The sequence below is a fragment of the Mesorhizobium sp. M0018 genome (genome assembly GCF_040323955.1).
GTDB lineage: Bacteria > Pseudomonadota > Alphaproteobacteria > Rhizobiales > Rhizobiaceae > Mesorhizobium.
The window spans coordinates 50,780-66,071 of the sequence record NZ_JAMYVL010000027.1 but is presented as its reverse complement, the minus strand read 5'-3'; the positions used below and the strand labels follow the sequence as shown (position 1 = coordinate 66,071).

The window sequence follows — 15,292 nt, the reverse complement described above, 5'->3', positions numbered from 1 at the left end:
CTAATCTAGTATGCCGTCTCGCTTCGTCCAACTTCCTCGTCCGCTTCTGCCATAATGAATGGGCTGTTGCCAGAAACGCCACGTCGCGTTCATACATGCAGGGCGCAAACCGGGAGACTGAAATGCCCGCCCACAGCAATCTCAAGCCGGTGCTGGCGGCTGCCGAAATCAACGCGCTGATGGCGACCATTTTCCCGCAGCTCAACGACCAGTTCACCTTCTACGAGGCGTTGGAGGTGTTTCCAGGCGGCTGTGTCGTGCGGCTCAACGCCGACGAGCGCCATTTGCGTCCCGGCGGCACCGTGTCGGGTTCGGCGCTGTTCACGCTGGCCGACATAGGCGGCTATGTCTGCGTGCTCTCGCATGCCGGACCGGATGCGCTTTCGGTCACCACCAGTCTCAACATCAATTTCGTCCGCAAGGCCGAGGCCGGGCCGATCGACGGCCATTGCCGCATCCTCAAGCTCGGCAAGAGCCTGATGGTGTTCGATATCGACATCGTCGCCGGCCCGGAGGGACACACGGTAGCGCACGCAACGGGCACCTATTCGATCCCGCCAAAGCGGATTGACGGTGTGGTAAAATAATACCTTTCATCCAAGGCATTGTTTTTGCTGGATTTTGATAGCTCGCCGACATTTCACGCGCCTTGACGCAGTCGCCGTCCTCTCCTATAAGCCCTCACGGAACAGCGGCCCGCAAAGGCCGCCGTTTTGTTATTGGCGGCGGGCAAGCGCCTTTCGCCAATCCAAGCAACAAGAAACGCCTTCTTTTGAAGGTCCGAACCGAAAGCAACAATCCATGGCAACCTTTTCGCAGAAGCCTGCGGATGTGGTGAAGAAGTGGGTGCTGATCGACGCCGAGGGTCTCGTCGTCGGCCGTCTCGCCACTGTCATCGCCAATCATCTTCGCGGCAAACACAAGCCCACCTTCACCCCGCACGTCGACGACGGCGACAACGTCATCGTCATCAATGCCGACAAGGTGGTGTTCACCGGCAAGAAGTTCACCGACAAGGTCTATTACTGGCACACCGGCCATCCCGGCGGCGTCAAGGAGCGCACCGCGCGCCAGCTGCTCGAGGGTCGTTTCCCCGAACGTGTCGTCGAGAAGGCCGTCGAACGCATGATCCCGCGTGGCCCGCTCGGCCGTCGCCAGATGAAGAACCTCCGCGTCTATGCAGGCACGGAACATCCGCATGTCGCCCAGCAGCCCGTCGTCCTCGACGTGGCCAAGCTGAACGCCAAGAACAAGAAGGTTTCGTAAGATGGCTGAGCTTTCCTCGCTCGCAGAACTCGGAGCTGCCACCGGCAATACCAACACCCAGCCGGCCGCACCCGTCCACGTCCAGAAACTCGATAAGTCGGGCCGCGCCTACGCCACCGGCAAGCGCAAGAACGCCATCGCCCGCGTCTGGGTGAAGCCCGGCTCCGGCAAGATCGTCGTCAACGACAAGGTGTTCGCCGAATATTTCGCGCGTCCGGTGCTGCAGATGATCCTCAACCAGCCGATCATCGCCGCCAATCGCGCCGGCCAGTACGACATCGTTGCCACCGTCATCGGCGGCGGCCTTTCCGGCCAGGCCGGTGCCGTGCGCCACGGCATCTCCAAGGCGCTGACCTATTACGAGCCGGCGCTGCGCGCCGTGCTCAAGAAGGGTGGCTTCCTGACCCGCGACAGCCGCGTCGTCGAGCGCAAGAAGTACGGCAAGGCGAAGGCCCGCCGCTCCTTCCAGTTCTCGAAGCGTTAAACAGAGACCTGTTTTCTATCGATTTTGTCAAATGGGCTGCGTATTTCGCAGCCCCTTTTCTTTGTCGACATAGCAATCCCGCATCTTCAGGTGACCTATCGTAATATTAGTAGTATCTTAATTACAGGCGCGTTCCAGATCCCAGGGCACCAGCCAACTCCACAGAGCGGGAGCTGTGCACGTTGCGACGCGCCGGTAACCCGACGCTCGCGAAGGAGGAGGCAATGCGCATCCATTCCAGCAGTGTGTTTCTGGCAGCTGTCGCCGCCACTTGGGCATTCGCCGCGCCTGCGGCCGACAAAAGCGACGAGCAGCTGATCGAGAATGCGATTACAGCGGCACCGGCGGCTGTCGGCAAAAACGCCGCCGTCGTGAATTGGGAGATGAAAACGTTGAGGAAGGGCACCAACGGTTTCACTTGCATCCCGGACGACCCGAGCACTCCCGCCGACGACCCAATGTGCACGGATGAGAACGGGATGGCGTGGATGCACGCGATCATGTCCAAGAAGGAGCCGCCTGCAGGGAAAGTTGCTTTCGCCTACATGCTAAAAGGAGGCGATGCGGCCAGCAATACCGACCCCTTTGCAACCAAGCCGCCGGAGGGGGCCGAATGGCTGCATGATGGTCCGCACGTGATGGTCATGAACGCACCAGACATGATGGCCTTGTATCCCCACGAGCCGAACCCCACACAACCATACGTCATGTTCCCCGACACGCCCTACGCGCACCTGATGATTCCAGTCAAATAGATCAAGCAAGACCTGCCGCGAAGCGTAGTGGCGGGTCACCTGAGGGAAGGGAGCCGCGCTTATTTTCGGGCGCGGCTCTCCCGGGTGTCAGGGCTGGCCGGCGGACGCCTTGATGAAGTCAATGAACGCCCGCAACGGTGCCGGCACGAGGCGCCGTCCGGGATAGTAAAGGAACGGCCCGGAGAAGCTCTGCCACCAGGGTTCAAGCAGCGGTTCGAGCGCTCCGCTCTCGAAGTGAGGACGTAGCCAATCCTCGAACAGGCTGATGATGCCGGTGCCGGCGATGGCTGCATCGACTTTGAGGTCAGTCGCCCCGCCCAGGGTCACGAGAAGCGGCCCCGTCGGGTCGACCCGCACCACCTCGCCGTCGCGCTCGAATTCCCACGGCGGCATCGCACGGCTGGCAAAGCGGCCGCGCAGGCAGGCGTGGCCGAGCAGGTCGCGCGGGTGTTGCGGCCGGCCATGACGATCCAGGTAGGCCGGGCTGGCGGCGGTGGCGAAGCGCTGCACACGCGGTCCGATCGGCACAGCGATCATGTCCTGCTCCAGCCGCTCCTCATAGCGGATGCCGGCGTCGCACCCCGCCGCCAGCACATCGACGAAGCTCTCCTCCGAGATCACCTCCAACCGGATGCCCGGATAGGCGGCGAGAAAAGGCGAAACGATGCTGGGCAGTACCAGCCGCGCCGCGCTGACCGGCACATTGAGGCGCAACGTACCTGCCGGCCTGTCGCGAAAGCCGTTCACTACGTCGAGGGCCGACTCCACCTCGGTCAAGGCAGGACCCAGCCGCGCCAGCAGGCCTTCGCCGGCTTCCGTCAGGACAACGCTGCGGGTCGTCCGGTTGAGCAGCCTGACACCGAGCTGCGTCTCCAGGCGCCGCACCGCCTCGCTCAAGCCGGACGCACTGCCGCCGCTGGCGCGTGCCGCATCCCGAAAACCTTTGGCGCGCGCTACGGCCACGAAGGCGTTCAGGTCCCCAAGATCAATCTGCATTGTTCGTCATTCCGCACAGCCCGTGCGAATTGTACCCAATTATCATGAGATCGGACAGCGTCTATCTGTGCACCGTTCCTGAAGGAGAAAGACCATGTCCAGCGTCGACCAGTCCGGCACATTCATCCTCGGCGACCGCAAGGTGAGACGGCTCGGCTACGGCGCCATGCAGCTCGCAGGGCCAGGCGTCTTCGGCCCACCAAAGGACCACGACACGGCATTGGCCGTACTGCGCGAAGCCGTTGCACAAGGCGTCAACCACATCGACACCAGCGACTTCTATGGCCCGCACGTGACCAACCTGTTGATCCGCGAAGCGCTCGCACCCTATCCAGACGACCTCGTTATCGTCACCAAGATCGGTGCCCGACGTGGCACGGATGGCTCATGGCTGCCGGCCTTCTCGGCAGAAGAGCTGACACAGGCGGTGCAAGACAATCTGCACAATCTCGGACTCGACGTGCTGGAGGTGGTCAACCTTCGGGTCATGTTCGACGCGCATGGCCCCGCCGAAGGGTCGATCGAGGCGCCGCTTGCGACGCTTGCCGAGCTCCAGCGACAGGGCCTCGTGCGCCACATCGGGCTGAGCAACGTCACCGCCGCACAGATCGCCGAAGGCCGCAGGATGTGCAGGATCGTCTGCGTGCAGAACCAGTACAATCTGGCGCATCGGGGCGATGATGCCTCGATCGACGATCTCGCCCGCGACGGCACCGCCTATGTGCCGTTCTTCCCACTTGGCGGCTTCAACCCGTTGCAGTCGTTGACCTTGTCCAAGGTCGCCGCACGCCTCGGCGCCACGCCCATGCAGGTCGCGCTCGCCTGGCTGCTTCGCCGCGCGCCCAACATTCTTCTGATTCCCGGCACGTCTTCCGTCGCGCATCTCAGAGAGAACCTCGCCGCTGCCGACCTCGAACTGTCGGGCGATGTCATCAAGGAGCTGGATGGTGTGGCAACGGCGACCTACGGGTAGATTACCGAAGGCAGTGATGAGCCAATCTCCCCCAAGTGGGTTCCCTTGCCGGGGAGATTGCCGGCAGGACAGCGAAGGCGCGCGACCTTGCAGGCGGGACAGCCGAGACGCTGACGGATCGTCGCATTTTTCCGCCACTACGCCACATTTTGTTCTTGCTTTGTGCCGGCAGCTATGCTACTAATCTGGGTATGGTGCTAATTGGCTCCAGCGACCCGCCCACGGAGGCGGGTTTTCTGTTTCTGGGTTCCTTCGAAAGTTTGGCGCTGTCGGCCTGGGGTCGGCGGGACAGCGCCCTTCTGCCCTGCCGGGCATCGTCACCACAAGAGGGAGATCCAATTCTCGCCGCGCCGGTCTAGTTGATGCTGGCCGTGTTGGCCGGCTCGGCCGGGCGCTTCTCACCGGCATAGGGCACGCGAAAACCGTTCGCCGCCAGCCAACTGATGGCGGCCTTCGGTTCGTCGGTCTGGATGATGGTGGCGCCGCGCTCGACCCAGAAGCCATAAGTCTCGCGCGGCAGGCTGGCCGCAACCGCCAGCTCGTCGCCGCGACCGCCGGCGAGGAAGCCGCCCGGCTTGTTGACGATGGCATAGGTGTCGGCCCAGATGTGCCAGTCGCCCCTCACCGCCAGCGCGCGCATGCGCGGGCTGAACAGCGGGCCGCCGGTCTCGGTCAGTGTCTCTGATCCCGTGCGCCAGTTGATCATCTCGACCGCGCGCATCGGGAAGGCCCGGCCCACTTTCTCGGCAAACATGGCGTCGCGAACCGCGTCATCGGCGATAATCGGCATGAACTGGAAGCCGCTGCCGATCGCGTCCATGGCGGCCTTGACACTGGCAATCCGCTCCGCATTCCACAGGTTCTCCTTGACGATCACCTGTTCGGCCATGTCGAGGTCGCGCGCAACCGCGACCATGCCGACGAGGCTTTCGGTGTCGAGCTTGTTGTCGAGATTGATGAGGATCCTGTCCCTGGTCGTCATCAACATCTCGCGCAATGTCGAGACCGTCTCGCCCGTAACGGCGCCGGTGCCTTCGATCACCAAACGGCACGTCTTGAGTTCGGCCATCGTGCGGTTGACCACCTCACCCTTGCAATTCGTCGTGCGGTCGAGCCAACTGTCATGCATGACGACGAACTGTCCGTCCTTCGAGCGCCTTATATCGACCTCGACGATTTCGGCGCCCATTGCGATCGACGCCTCGGCGGCGGCGATCGAATTTTCGGGATAGAGCGTCTTGCCGGATTGCATGCCGCCGGCGCGGTGCGCGGCCACTATCACATGGTCGCGCCATTGGTTGGCGTGCTCGAAGCGGTCGAGAATCTGCCTGGCGCGCGTTTCGCCTGCCGATGCCTGGCCAAGGGAGAGCGCCAGCGCCGCGGAAAGTAGAAGGCTCAGCCAAATCGTTCGCATGAGACAGGTCATTCGCACGAGAATCGCTCCGTACCGGGATCGCACCCCGGTTAAGCGATGCCCGTGACAGGCAGGTGAACGAAGCCGGCTTGCAAAATGCCGGAAAATCAGGTCAGCGCCGGCCGAAGCAGTCTTCGGCGGCTACTTTCGGTTGCTTGCCAGGCAATCTCATGGCGAGCCATGCCGGGTTCGCCTGGCGAGCAAGGATTTGTGACCGGATCGAATGGCCATGATCCTCCGCAGGGGTCGCAATTCTGAGAATTATGTCCAATAAGGTTGCGCGTCGACGCACAGGAGATCGCTTCATGCCGCCAAGGACCATCGATCATGCCTTCACCACCCGCTCCAGGACGGGTGCGTCGTTCGAGCCGACCTATGCCGGCGCCCTGTCGTTCATGCGGCGCAAATATTCGAAGGACGTGAAGGACGCCGATGCGGTGGTGTGGGGCATTCCCTTCGACGCTGCGGTCACCAATCGGCCGGGCGCCCGTTTCGGGCCGCAGGCAATCCGCCGCGCCTCGGCCATCCTCGACAACGACCCGCAATATCCGTTTTCGCGCGATCTGTTCGAACAGCTTGCCGTGGTCGATTATGGCGACTGCCTGCTCGACAGCGGCAATCACCAGAAGACGCCTGCCACGATTGAACGCGAAGCGGCCAAGATCCTGAAATCCGGCGCCTTTCTGCTGTCACTCGGTGGCGATCACTTCGTCACCTGGCCGCTGCTCAAGGCGCATGCCGCCGTCCATGGCCCGCTGGCTCTGGTGCAGTTCGACGCACACCAGGACACCTGGCCCGACGACGGCAAGCGCATCGATCACGGCTCCTTCGTCGGCCGTGCAGTCAAGGAGGGCATCATCGACCCCGACCGGTCGATCCAGATCGGCATCCGCACCCATGCGCCCGACACGTTCGGCATCAAGATCCTGTATGGCCATGAAGTGGAGGAAATGCGTGCGTCCGACATCGCGTATGCCATCGTCGACCGTACGGGCGGCAAGAAGACCTATGTCACTTTCGACATCGACTGCCTGGACCCGGCTTTTGCGCCCGGCACCGGAACGCCGGTCGCGGGAGGCCCGTCTTCGGCAAAGATCCTGTCGGTGCTGCGCCAGATCAACCAGCTCGATATCGTCGGCGCCGACGTCGTCGAGGTTGCGCCAGCCTATGATCACGCCGATATAACGGCGATTGCCGGCTCGATGGTGGCCATGCACTATCTCGGGCTGCTGGCGGAACGAAAGGCCCGGCTCGAGGAAATGAACCAAGGCAATCACAGCGTTGCCGGATTGAATCAGGCGAGCGGCATATAGCTTTGAGATAACAGGAATTTTGGCACGCAATGAAACCGAAAATCTTCATCGACGGCGAGCACGGCACCACCGGTCTGCAGATAAGGGCGCTGCTTGCCGAGCGCGGCGACCTGGAAATCATCTCCATCCCGACCGAGCGCCGCAAGGAAACGGCAGCGCGCGCCGAGTTCCTCAATGCCGCCGATGTCGCGATTCTCTGCCTACCGGACGCGGCCGCCAAGGAAAGCGTTTCGCTGATCGCCAATGACACCACCAAAGTGATCGACGCCTCGACGGCGCATCGTGTCGCCGATGGGTGGGAATATGGTTTCGCCGAAATGGACAAGGACCAGGCGAAGAAGATCGCTTCGGCGAAGCGCGTCGCCAATCCTGGCTGCTGGCCGCAAGGACCAATCGCGACGCTGCGGCCGCTGGTTGCGGCGGGGCTGCTGCCGGCCGATTTTCCGGTCACCGTCAACGGCATTTCCGGCTATTCCGGCGGCGGCCGGCCTATGATCGAGGATTATGTCGCCAAGGGCGAGGATGCGCCGGAATTCCTGCCCTACGGACTGACGCTGCAGCACAAGCACGTGCCGGAACTCAGGACCTATGCCAGGCTTTCGCACGATCCGATCATGCAGCCGGCAGTCGGCAATTTCGCGCAAGGCATGATCACGGTGGTGCCGCTGCAACTCGGCGGCCTCGACCATGTGCCGACCGGCGCCGAGCTTCACGCGGCGATCGCCGATCATTTCGCTTCCATCGATGGCGGCGTGGTCGAGGTGGCGCCGTATCTGCATCAGGAACGCATGCCCGACATCGATCCGGAGATCTACAACGGCACCAACCGGATGAAGCTCTATGTCTTTGCCAATGATAACAGGGCGCAGGCGCTGCTGCTTGCCGTCTACGACAATCTCGGCAAGGGCGCCTCGGGCGCTGCCGTGCAGAACATGGATCTGATGCTCGGCCTCTGAATGGATGCGCCAGCATTTCCGAAGCGCTGGAAGGTCGGCGCGCCCGAACTCATCGCCGAAACGTTCAGCAGCCGCATCTGGAAGGTTGATCGCGAAGACGGCTCACCGGCAATCGTCAAGGATCTAAAGCCTTTCGACGATGTCGAGGACGAGTTGCGCGGCGAGCATTTCCTCGCCTGGCGACGCGGCGAAGGCGCGGTGCGGCTGCTGGGTCGCGATGGCCACCGGATGCTGCTCGAGTATGCCGGCGAAACCTCGCTGTCACAGATGATTGCGGATCAGGGCGACAATGCCGCCACCGCGATCGCGGCGGAGGTAATGGCCAAGCTGTTCTCGCCGTCGAAGCACCCTGCCCCGCCGGACCTTCAGCCGTTGCGGATCCGGTTTTCCAGCCTGTTCAAAAAGGCGAAGGCCGATCGCGCCGCCGGCGAAAAGAGCCTGTATGTCGAAGCTGCCGAAATCGCGGAACGGCTGTTGTCCAATCCGCACGACGTGCGGCCGCTGCATGGCGACCTGCATCACGACAACATCATGCACGGTCCGCGCGGCTGGCTGGCGATCGATCCAAAGGGCGTTCTCGGCGACCCCGGCTTCGATGCCGCCAATGTGTTCTACAACCCACTCGACCGAGACGATCTTTGCACCGATCCGCGGCGGATCGCGCATATGGCGCATGTCTTTGCCGCAATGCTCGGCCAGTCGCCGCCCGCGATACTGGACCACGCCATCGCCTATGGCTGCCTGTCGGCTGCATGGCACCATGAAGATCGCAATGCGGTCGACGAAAACCGCGAGCTGGCGATTGCCGCGGCAATCCGGCGGGTGCGGCTCAGCCTCTGAGAGCGATCTCGTGGGGCAGCGGGTAAGCGCCCTTGGTACCGCGCCAATGCGCGGCGGCGAAGCCCAGCAGAACCAGCGCGAATGCCTGATGCGTCAGGGCCATGTGCAGAGGCACCTGCATCAATAGCGTGCCGATGCCGATCGACGCCTGCACCACGACAATCAGGAACAGCAGCGTCGCGCGTCGGGCATGCGTCGTGCCCGGCAGGCGCCGGCGTGTCGCAATGATGTGCCAGAGCGCGACCGCGAAGATCGTGTAGGCGCCGACCCGGTGGACGAATTGCACCGTCTTCGGGTTTTCGAAGAAATTGCGCCATGCCGGCTCGAGCAGCAGCAGGTCGCCGGGGACCAGCTTGCCGTCCATCAGCGGCCAGGTGTTGTAGCTCAAGCCGGCGTCTAGCCCTGCGACCAGCCCGCCGAGATAGATCTGGACCAGCGCCAGCAGCACCAGGAAGCCGGCCAGACGTTGCGTCGAGCGGTCGGCGGCAGGTTCCGAGTGCGGCGCCAGCCCACGCGCGACCACCATGGTCGCCGTGAAGATCAGCGCCGCCAGCGTCAGATGCGTCGCCAGCCGATATTGGCTGACCGAAACCCGGTCAACCAACCCGGACGCCACCATCCACCAGCCTATCGCGCCCTGCAGAGCGCCGAGAAGGAGGATGCCCGACAACTTCGTGCCGAGGCCCCGCTCGATGCGGCGCGTCGCCCAGAAGAACAGCAGCGGCAGGGCGAAGACCACGCCGACACTACGCGCCAGGATGCGGTGCACCCATTCCCACCAGAAGATCGACTTGAACGCCTCGATGCTCATGCCGTTGTTGAGTTCGGCATATTGCGGGGTCTGCTGGTAGCGCAGGAACTCCTCCTGCCACTCGGCATCATTGAGCGGCGGGATGACGCCGTGTATCGGCTGCCATTCGGTGATCGACAGGCCGGAATTGGTGAGCCTTGTAGCGCCGCCGACCAGTACCAGCGCAAACAGCACCAGGAGCACGACATAGAGCCAACCGCGTACCAGCGCGCGGTTGCGAAGGTCGCGATCGCGGGCGGCGAAAGGTGCGGCATCGGATATGGCAGCAGCCATGGATTTGTCCCGGCGGTTGAAGTCGCGGATTGGTGAACCATCGCAACCCGGCTTGCAAGACCGGACAGCGCGGAACGCCGTCGCGCCGTTTCTGGCGGGTTGCGCGTATTGGCTGTTCGGCCTAAGCGATAGCGATCAACGAGATCGCGCCATGCCCATTCGCCTGAAAAAGCTGATCGGAAGCTTCCTGCTGGTAGTGCTGGTCATTGTCTATGCGCTGGTCGCCTCGATCGTGGCGGTCGCCCAATTGTCGCAGTCCGGGCCGCTGGCGCACTTCATCTTCTTCCTGCTCAGCGGGCTTTTGTGGGTGCTGCCGGCGATGGGCATCATCAAATGGCTGATCCTGGAGCCGCGGCCGAAGGGGCGAGGCAACAGTTAGATCGTCACCACCGTCTTGCCGGCATTGGCCAGCGGCGTCGTCACGCCCGACAACATTGTTCGGATGTGGGCGACGCTCTGATAGCGGCCATTGACCGAAATGCGCGGCAGGGCGTGCAGGAAGCCGGCATGCTCGGCGCGGAGTATGCCGTGGCGGGTCGTCACCGCCGAGGCGTAGCCGGCATCGCGGGCTAGGCCTACTTCGCGGCGGCCGACGGCACTGGCATAACCGTAGGGATAGGCGAAATGGCGCGGTTCCTCGCCGAGTTTGGCCTGCAATATGCGCTTGACGTCGCCGATCTCATGTCGCGCATCGCTCTCGGGAAGCCGCTTCAGATTGCAGTGATTGACGCTATGTGCGCCGATCGTCACCAGCGGGTGCCCGGCCATGGTGCGGATCTCGTCCCAGTTCATCAGCGTGCTCGGGCGCGGACCACCCAATTCGATGCCGTTCGAGCGCGCCAGATCGCGCAACACCGCACGCTGGTCCTGCTCGCGCACCTTCAGCGTCAGATGAGCGTGCAGGCGCGCATTGGCCTGGACCTTTTTTCCCGGACTCGAGCAGTCGATTGTCACCGGGCCATCCGGCGTCGTCAGCGTCAGGCGATCGCGCGCATTGACGATGTCCTCGACCACGTCCCACCACAAATCGGCAGCGCCGTCGATCAGCCCCGGCGCGACGTAGATGGTGATCGGCGCGCCGTGTTTCTCCAGCACCGGCAGCGCCTCGGTCATGTTGTCTCGATAGGCGTCGTCGGCGGTGATTGTCGCAAACTGGCCGTCCTTGTCGCCAGCCTTGATGCGCTCGATCGCCTCGTCAAGCGTGACGAAACTGTAGCCGTTCGCCTTCATGTCGGCGATCACGGTGTCGAGAAACCCGGGCGCGATGTTCAAGTGGCGGTTGACGCCGTTCGGCTTTTCCGGCGTCGCGGTAACCCGATGCAGCATCAGGATGGCGCCAAGGCCGCCGATAAACGGCTTGGCCAGCGGCGCGAGACCGGAATAGCGGGCGAGATTGAGCGCCAGTTTGCGGATTGCCTCGCCCCCGTCGATCATTCATTCACCTTTTGCGCCTAAGCTCATCAAGCATGGAATGCGCCTGCGCGGACCCCCAATCGCGACGAATACGCCCCAAGGATTGAGGTATGGTTGACGCCACCGCGTCATTTGACGGCAATCGGCTGGCAAGCAGCGAGGCGTCGCCGTATGCCTTGCCGGCCGGCAAAGCCGGCCTGTCAACCTCGGTCGCCGATAGTGCGGCGTTGGCGGCGTACGCAGAATTCTGCCATTCGGCGCTTTTTGCCCCTGCGCAAAGCGCCGGCTGGATCCTGAACTGGGCCGCACATACCGGCGCCGACGTTGTCGTTGCGACGCTGCGCGCCGAGGACAGGCCGGTTTTCTCACTGGCGCTGGAGGTCACTCGCAGTGGAGCGTTCCGCGTCGCCCGGTTCATGGGCGGCCGCCATGCAAACGGCAATTTTGCCGCCGCCGACCCGCAATGGCTGGCGAATGCCGATAGCGTGGCGATCCGCTCGATGCTGGCGGCGATTGCCAAGGCGCGGCGCGACATCGATCTTGTCGCGCTGGAGCGGCTGCTGCCCGATCTCGACGGCGTTGCCAACCCGCTCTCCGCCTTGCCGCATTTTTCGAGCCCCAATCTGTCGCTGGCTGCCGGTCTTGTGGGAGGATTTGACGCACTGCTCACCCGCGTGAGCGGCAAGCGCAGGCGCAAGAAGCATCGCTCGCAGGCGCGCAAGTTCGAGGCCGTTGGCAGCTATCGTCGCATCGAGGCAAGGACTGCGGACGAGGTGAACATGCTGCTCGATGCCTTTTTCGAGATGAAGGAATTCCGCTTCCGCAAGATGGGCATCGCCAATGTTTTCGGTGAGGCGGAGGTGCGCGCTTTTTTCCGCTCGCTGTTTGCCGACGCGCTTCAAGAGGAAGATCCGTCCTTCGTCCTGCATGGGCTGGAAGTCGCCGGCAAACTTCGTGCCGTCACCGGGTCGAGCCGCTCGGGCAAGCGGCTGATCTGCGAATTTGGGGCGATCGCCGAGGACGACCTCGCACACACCAGCCCGGGCGACTTCCTGTTCTTCGAGAACATCCAGGAAGCCTGCGAGGCGGGTTTCGAAATCTATGATTTCTCGGTTGGCGACGAACCCTACAAGCGATTGTGGTGCGATGTCGAAACGCAGCATTTCGAGGTGCTGGTTCCGCTGACGCCGAAAGGTCGTGCGCTGGCGCTGGCGCTCAGGCAGGGCGCAAGCCTGAAGGCATTCATCAAGCACAGCCCAATGGTCTGGAAGCTGACCAAGCTGCTGCGCCGCAAAGCCGTGGGGCGGACAGCACCGGCCGCAGGCGAAGACGACAGCTGATTTCGATTTGAGAGAAAACTGCCTCAGGCGGCCGAGCGCCGTCCCGGCATTGGGCTCGGCGCCACATGGCCGATGGGCGTGACCAGCGTCAGGTCGGGATAGCCACTCTCGATGAGCGCGACCGCGGCCTGCGTCACCTCGTCGTCCGGTTCAAGCATGGAGAGCAAAACCTCGGTCCCCTCGCCCACCAGGCGGCTGATGCCTTGCGCGTCGGCCGGTCCGCATTCGACCACGACCAAATCATAGGCGGTGGTCAGCGACTGCATGATGATCGGCAGCCGGTCGGCGGCGCGCATGGCGCGGACCGGATCGGCTGTGCCGACGGGAATCACGTGGCAGTCCGAATAGAGATCGGGGTGGATCACATCGCTGAACTGCGCTTGTGAGGCGAGCAGATCGGTGATGCCCGGAAACAGCCCGCTGTCCAGCATCGGCCGCGAGGCAGCACCCGAAGCGGTGAGATCAAGCAGCAGCACGCGTAGCCCGGCGTCGGAGACTGCGCGCGCCACCAGCACTGCCGAGGCAGCCGCCTCGTCGCCTTCCGGCGAGACGAATATGGCGCGGGCGGCACCGGTGGCGATCAGTTTTTCCGCGGCCTTGTCGATGTCGACCTCGCCGAGGATAGAACGTGCCGGTTCAATGTCTCCAGCGGCCATTTCAGAGTACTCCGGTTCGATTTTCTCGGCAGCCGCTTCCGCCACCGCGACGGGTTCCGGCTCCACTTTGCTTTCAATGATATTGTCGTCGTCGGCCTCATCGATCTCAACGACTGCCGGTTCGGACCGGCCAACCGACGGGTCGGGCTCGGCCATCACGCGTTCGGCCTGGACAGCCGGCATCGCAACCTGCTCGATGCGCTCGAAATGGGCACCGGCGGCCGGACGCATGGCGCGGCCGGAAAACAGTTCCTGCAGCAGCGTGACGATCGCCATGATGAGCAACGAGCCGACAAAGGCCGCACTGACAATCGGACCAATCTTGGGGAAATAAGGTTCGGCCGGCACCTGGGCCTCCGAAAATACCCGAGCGTCGACGGGCAGATAGTTGCGATCCTTGCGTGCGGCCGCCTGGAGATAGCTGGATGAATAGAGATCGAGCTGCTGACGCTTGGTCGCGGCATCACGCTGCAGCGCATCGAGTTCCACCTGCTCTTCGCCGGCGCGGGCGGACGCCGCCTTCAGCGTGTTGACGTCTGCCACGAGTTGAGCCTCTCGCGCCTTCGCGGTCTCGGCCTGCGCCATCAGACCTTTCATGATCTTTTCCGCTTCGTTGCGGATCTGGCGGTCGAGATCCGCGAGCTGCGACTTCAGCGCGCGGATGCGCGGATGGTTGTCGAGCAAGGTGGTGGAAAGGTCGGCGATGTTGTTCTTGAGTTCGACTTGCCGCTCGCGCAGGCGCTGGATCAGTTCGGAAGACAACACCTCCGGAACGGCATCCAGCGAGCCGCCATTGCGCAACGCCCTGCGCACGCTGTCAGCGGTCGCTTCCGCCGAAGCGCGATTGGCGCGCACGCGTGACAGTTCGCTCGACAATTCGGACAGCTGCTGGGTGGCAAGCACCGAATTGTTGCCGCCCATCAAAAGATCGGACTGCGCACGGAATGCGGCAACCTTGGCTTCCGCCTCCTTCACCCGGTTCTGCAGATCCGCGATTTCCGGCGCCAGAAAGTCGGTGGCGGCGGAATTCGATTCGAGCTTGGCATTGCCCTTGGAGGCGATATAGGCGTTTGCAATGGCGTTCGGGATCGCGGCGGCAAGCTTTGGATCCTCTGACGAGAACTCGATTGCGATCGCGCGGGTTTTTTCAACGCCATAGACGTTGAGCTTCTCATGCATTGCGTCCAGCACGCGCTCTTCCAGCGGAATCTCGAACGGATCGCTTTTCAAGCCAACAAGGACAAGGGCGCGGCTCAGCGCCGACATCTTCAGCGCCTCGTCGAATTCGGGCAATTTCTGCAGGTCGAGCTTCGCCGCCACCTGCTTGAGGATGTCGGGGGACGAGATGATCTGGACCTCGGTGGCCACAGCCTCTTCGTCGGGAATCGACCGCTCGTTGCCGTTGGCCCCGGCTGGCCGCGTGAACTCCGATTCTCGAGGCCCGATCTCCAGCTTGGCTGCCGCCTTGTATTCGGGCGTTGCAAGCCAGGCGAGCGCAAAGGCCAGGCCGGTTACAACCAATGCGACGAGAAGGATGCGCAGCCAGTTTCGCGCCAGGCTGGCGAAAAGCTGCCTGAGATCGACGTCGACATCTGCGGCCGCGGATTGAACGGACATGCATCCCTGCTCCGGTACTGAGTCAGCATGCACCGTAAACAACTATGGTAACTCAGCCGTTAATATCGCGGTAAGAACCTGTTAGGCTCTATTAACAAGCCGCAAACAAGAGGCTGAAAACCATCTGCATTCGTCGATCCGGCCCGCATCGGCCGCGCGCCTTTACCGGCCATTAACCCTAACAG

Annotated in this window: 15 protein-coding genes; 10 read left to right on the top strand and 5 right to left on the bottom strand. The window is 63.0% G+C overall.

Annotated features, from left to right (window positions below; translation table 11 throughout):
- The first annotated feature begins 122 nt into the window (after positions 1-122).
- From NKJ81_RS28170 to NKJ81_RS28155, 4 genes are all read left to right on the top strand, one after another.
- Positions 123-587: a PaaI family thioesterase gene (locus NKJ81_RS28170; RefSeq protein ID WP_352542427.1), complete on the top strand. Its 465-nt coding sequence runs from the start codon at positions 123-125 to the stop codon at positions 585-587.
- A 214-nt stretch (positions 588-801) separates the two neighbouring features.
- Positions 802-1,266 carry a 50S ribosomal protein L13 gene (rplM, locus tag NKJ81_RS28165; RefSeq protein ID WP_023674645.1) on the top strand — a complete coding sequence of 155 codons (465 nt, stop codon included), beginning with the start codon at positions 802-804 and terminating at the stop codon, positions 1,264-1,266.
- A 1-nt stretch (position 1,267) separates the two neighbouring features.
- On the top strand, positions 1,268-1,750 hold the full coding sequence (gene rpsI, locus NKJ81_RS28160) for a 30S ribosomal protein S9 (RefSeq protein ID WP_023674644.1): 483 nt from the start codon (positions 1,268-1,270) through the stop codon (positions 1,748-1,750).
- Positions 1,751-1,974: 224 nt separating this feature from the next.
- Positions 1,975-2,505, top strand: a complete 531-nt coding sequence (locus tag NKJ81_RS28155) for a hypothetical protein (RefSeq protein ID WP_352542425.1) — start codon at positions 1,975-1,977, stop codon at positions 2,503-2,505.
- Positions 2,506-2,592: 87 nt separating this feature from the next.
- On the opposite strand, the gene NKJ81_RS28150 is transcribed toward NKJ81_RS28155, so the two are convergent.
- On the bottom strand, positions 2,593-3,501 hold the full coding sequence (locus NKJ81_RS28150; RefSeq protein WP_352542424.1) for a LysR family transcriptional regulator: 909 nt from the start codon (positions 3,499-3,501) through the stop codon (positions 2,593-2,595).
- 94 nt (positions 3,502-3,595) lie between these two features.
- Here NKJ81_RS28150 and NKJ81_RS28145 point away from each other — a divergent pair, with 94 nt between their 5' ends.
- Entirely contained in the window at positions 3,596-4,474 is an 879-nt protein-coding gene (locus tag NKJ81_RS28145; RefSeq protein ID WP_352542423.1) for an aldo/keto reductase family oxidoreductase, read from the top strand.
- Positions 4,475-4,829: 355 nt separating this feature from the next.
- Here the strand turns inward: NKJ81_RS28145 and NKJ81_RS28140 are convergent, their stop codons facing one another.
- On the bottom strand, positions 4,830-5,888 hold the full coding sequence (locus NKJ81_RS28140) for a glycerophosphodiester phosphodiesterase family protein (protein WP_352501536.1): 1,059 nt from the start codon (positions 5,886-5,888) through the stop codon (positions 4,830-4,832).
- A gap of 305 nt (positions 5,889-6,193) precedes the next feature.
- Here NKJ81_RS28140 and speB point away from each other — a divergent pair, with 305 nt between their 5' ends.
- Genes speB through NKJ81_RS28125 form a run of 3 tightly spaced genes read left to right on the top strand, consistent with a single transcriptional unit; the run spans position 6,194 to position 8,997 of the window.
- The gene (speB, locus tag NKJ81_RS28135) at positions 6,194-7,201 is read left to right on the top strand and encodes an agmatinase (protein ID WP_352542422.1); all 1,008 of its coding nucleotides are present in this window, start codon (positions 6,194-6,196) and stop codon (positions 7,199-7,201) included.
- A gap of 29 nt (positions 7,202-7,230) precedes the next feature.
- Positions 7,231-8,157 (top strand): N-acetyl-gamma-glutamyl-phosphate reductase, encoded by a 927-nt coding sequence (gene argC, locus NKJ81_RS28130; protein WP_352501535.1) that lies wholly within the window; start codon positions 7,231-7,233, stop codon positions 8,155-8,157.
- On the top strand, positions 8,158-8,997 hold the full coding sequence (locus NKJ81_RS28125; protein WP_352542421.1) for an aminoglycoside phosphotransferase family protein: 840 nt from the start codon (positions 8,158-8,160) through the stop codon (positions 8,995-8,997). It begins immediately after the preceding gene.
- Here NKJ81_RS28125 and NKJ81_RS28120 read toward each other — a convergent pair.
- A complete protein-coding gene (locus tag NKJ81_RS28120; RefSeq protein WP_352542420.1) occupies positions 8,987-10,081 on the bottom strand; it encodes a COX15/CtaA family protein in 1,095 nt (364 codons plus the stop codon). The two genes, NKJ81_RS28125 and NKJ81_RS28120, sit on opposite strands and share 11 nt — an antisense overlap.
- Before the next feature lie 151 nt (positions 10,082-10,232).
- Between NKJ81_RS28120 and NKJ81_RS28115 the strand changes: the two genes are divergently transcribed.
- A complete protein-coding gene (locus NKJ81_RS28115; RefSeq protein ID WP_023674629.1) occupies positions 10,233-10,460 on the top strand; it encodes a DUF2842 domain-containing protein in 228 nt (75 codons plus the stop codon).
- On the opposite strand, the gene NKJ81_RS28110 is transcribed toward NKJ81_RS28115, so the two are convergent.
- On the bottom strand, positions 10,457-11,515 hold the full coding sequence (locus NKJ81_RS28110) for a polysaccharide deacetylase family protein (protein WP_352542419.1): 1,059 nt from the start codon (positions 11,513-11,515) through the stop codon (positions 10,457-10,459). The genes NKJ81_RS28115 and NKJ81_RS28110 overlap by 4 nt on opposite strands.
- Positions 11,516-11,604: 89 nt before the next feature.
- Between NKJ81_RS28110 and NKJ81_RS28105 the strand changes: the two genes are divergently transcribed.
- Positions 11,605-12,834, top strand: a complete 1,230-nt coding sequence (locus tag NKJ81_RS28105) for a GNAT family N-acetyltransferase (protein WP_352542418.1) — start codon at positions 11,605-11,607, stop codon at positions 12,832-12,834.
- Between the two features lie 23 nt (positions 12,835-12,857).
- On the opposite strand, the gene NKJ81_RS28100 is transcribed toward NKJ81_RS28105, so the two are convergent.
- The gene (locus NKJ81_RS28100; protein WP_352542417.1) at positions 12,858-15,107 is read right to left on the bottom strand and encodes a GumC family protein; all 2,250 of its coding nucleotides are present in this window, start codon (positions 15,105-15,107) and stop codon (positions 12,858-12,860) included.
- Positions 15,108-15,292 lie beyond the last annotated feature (185 nt).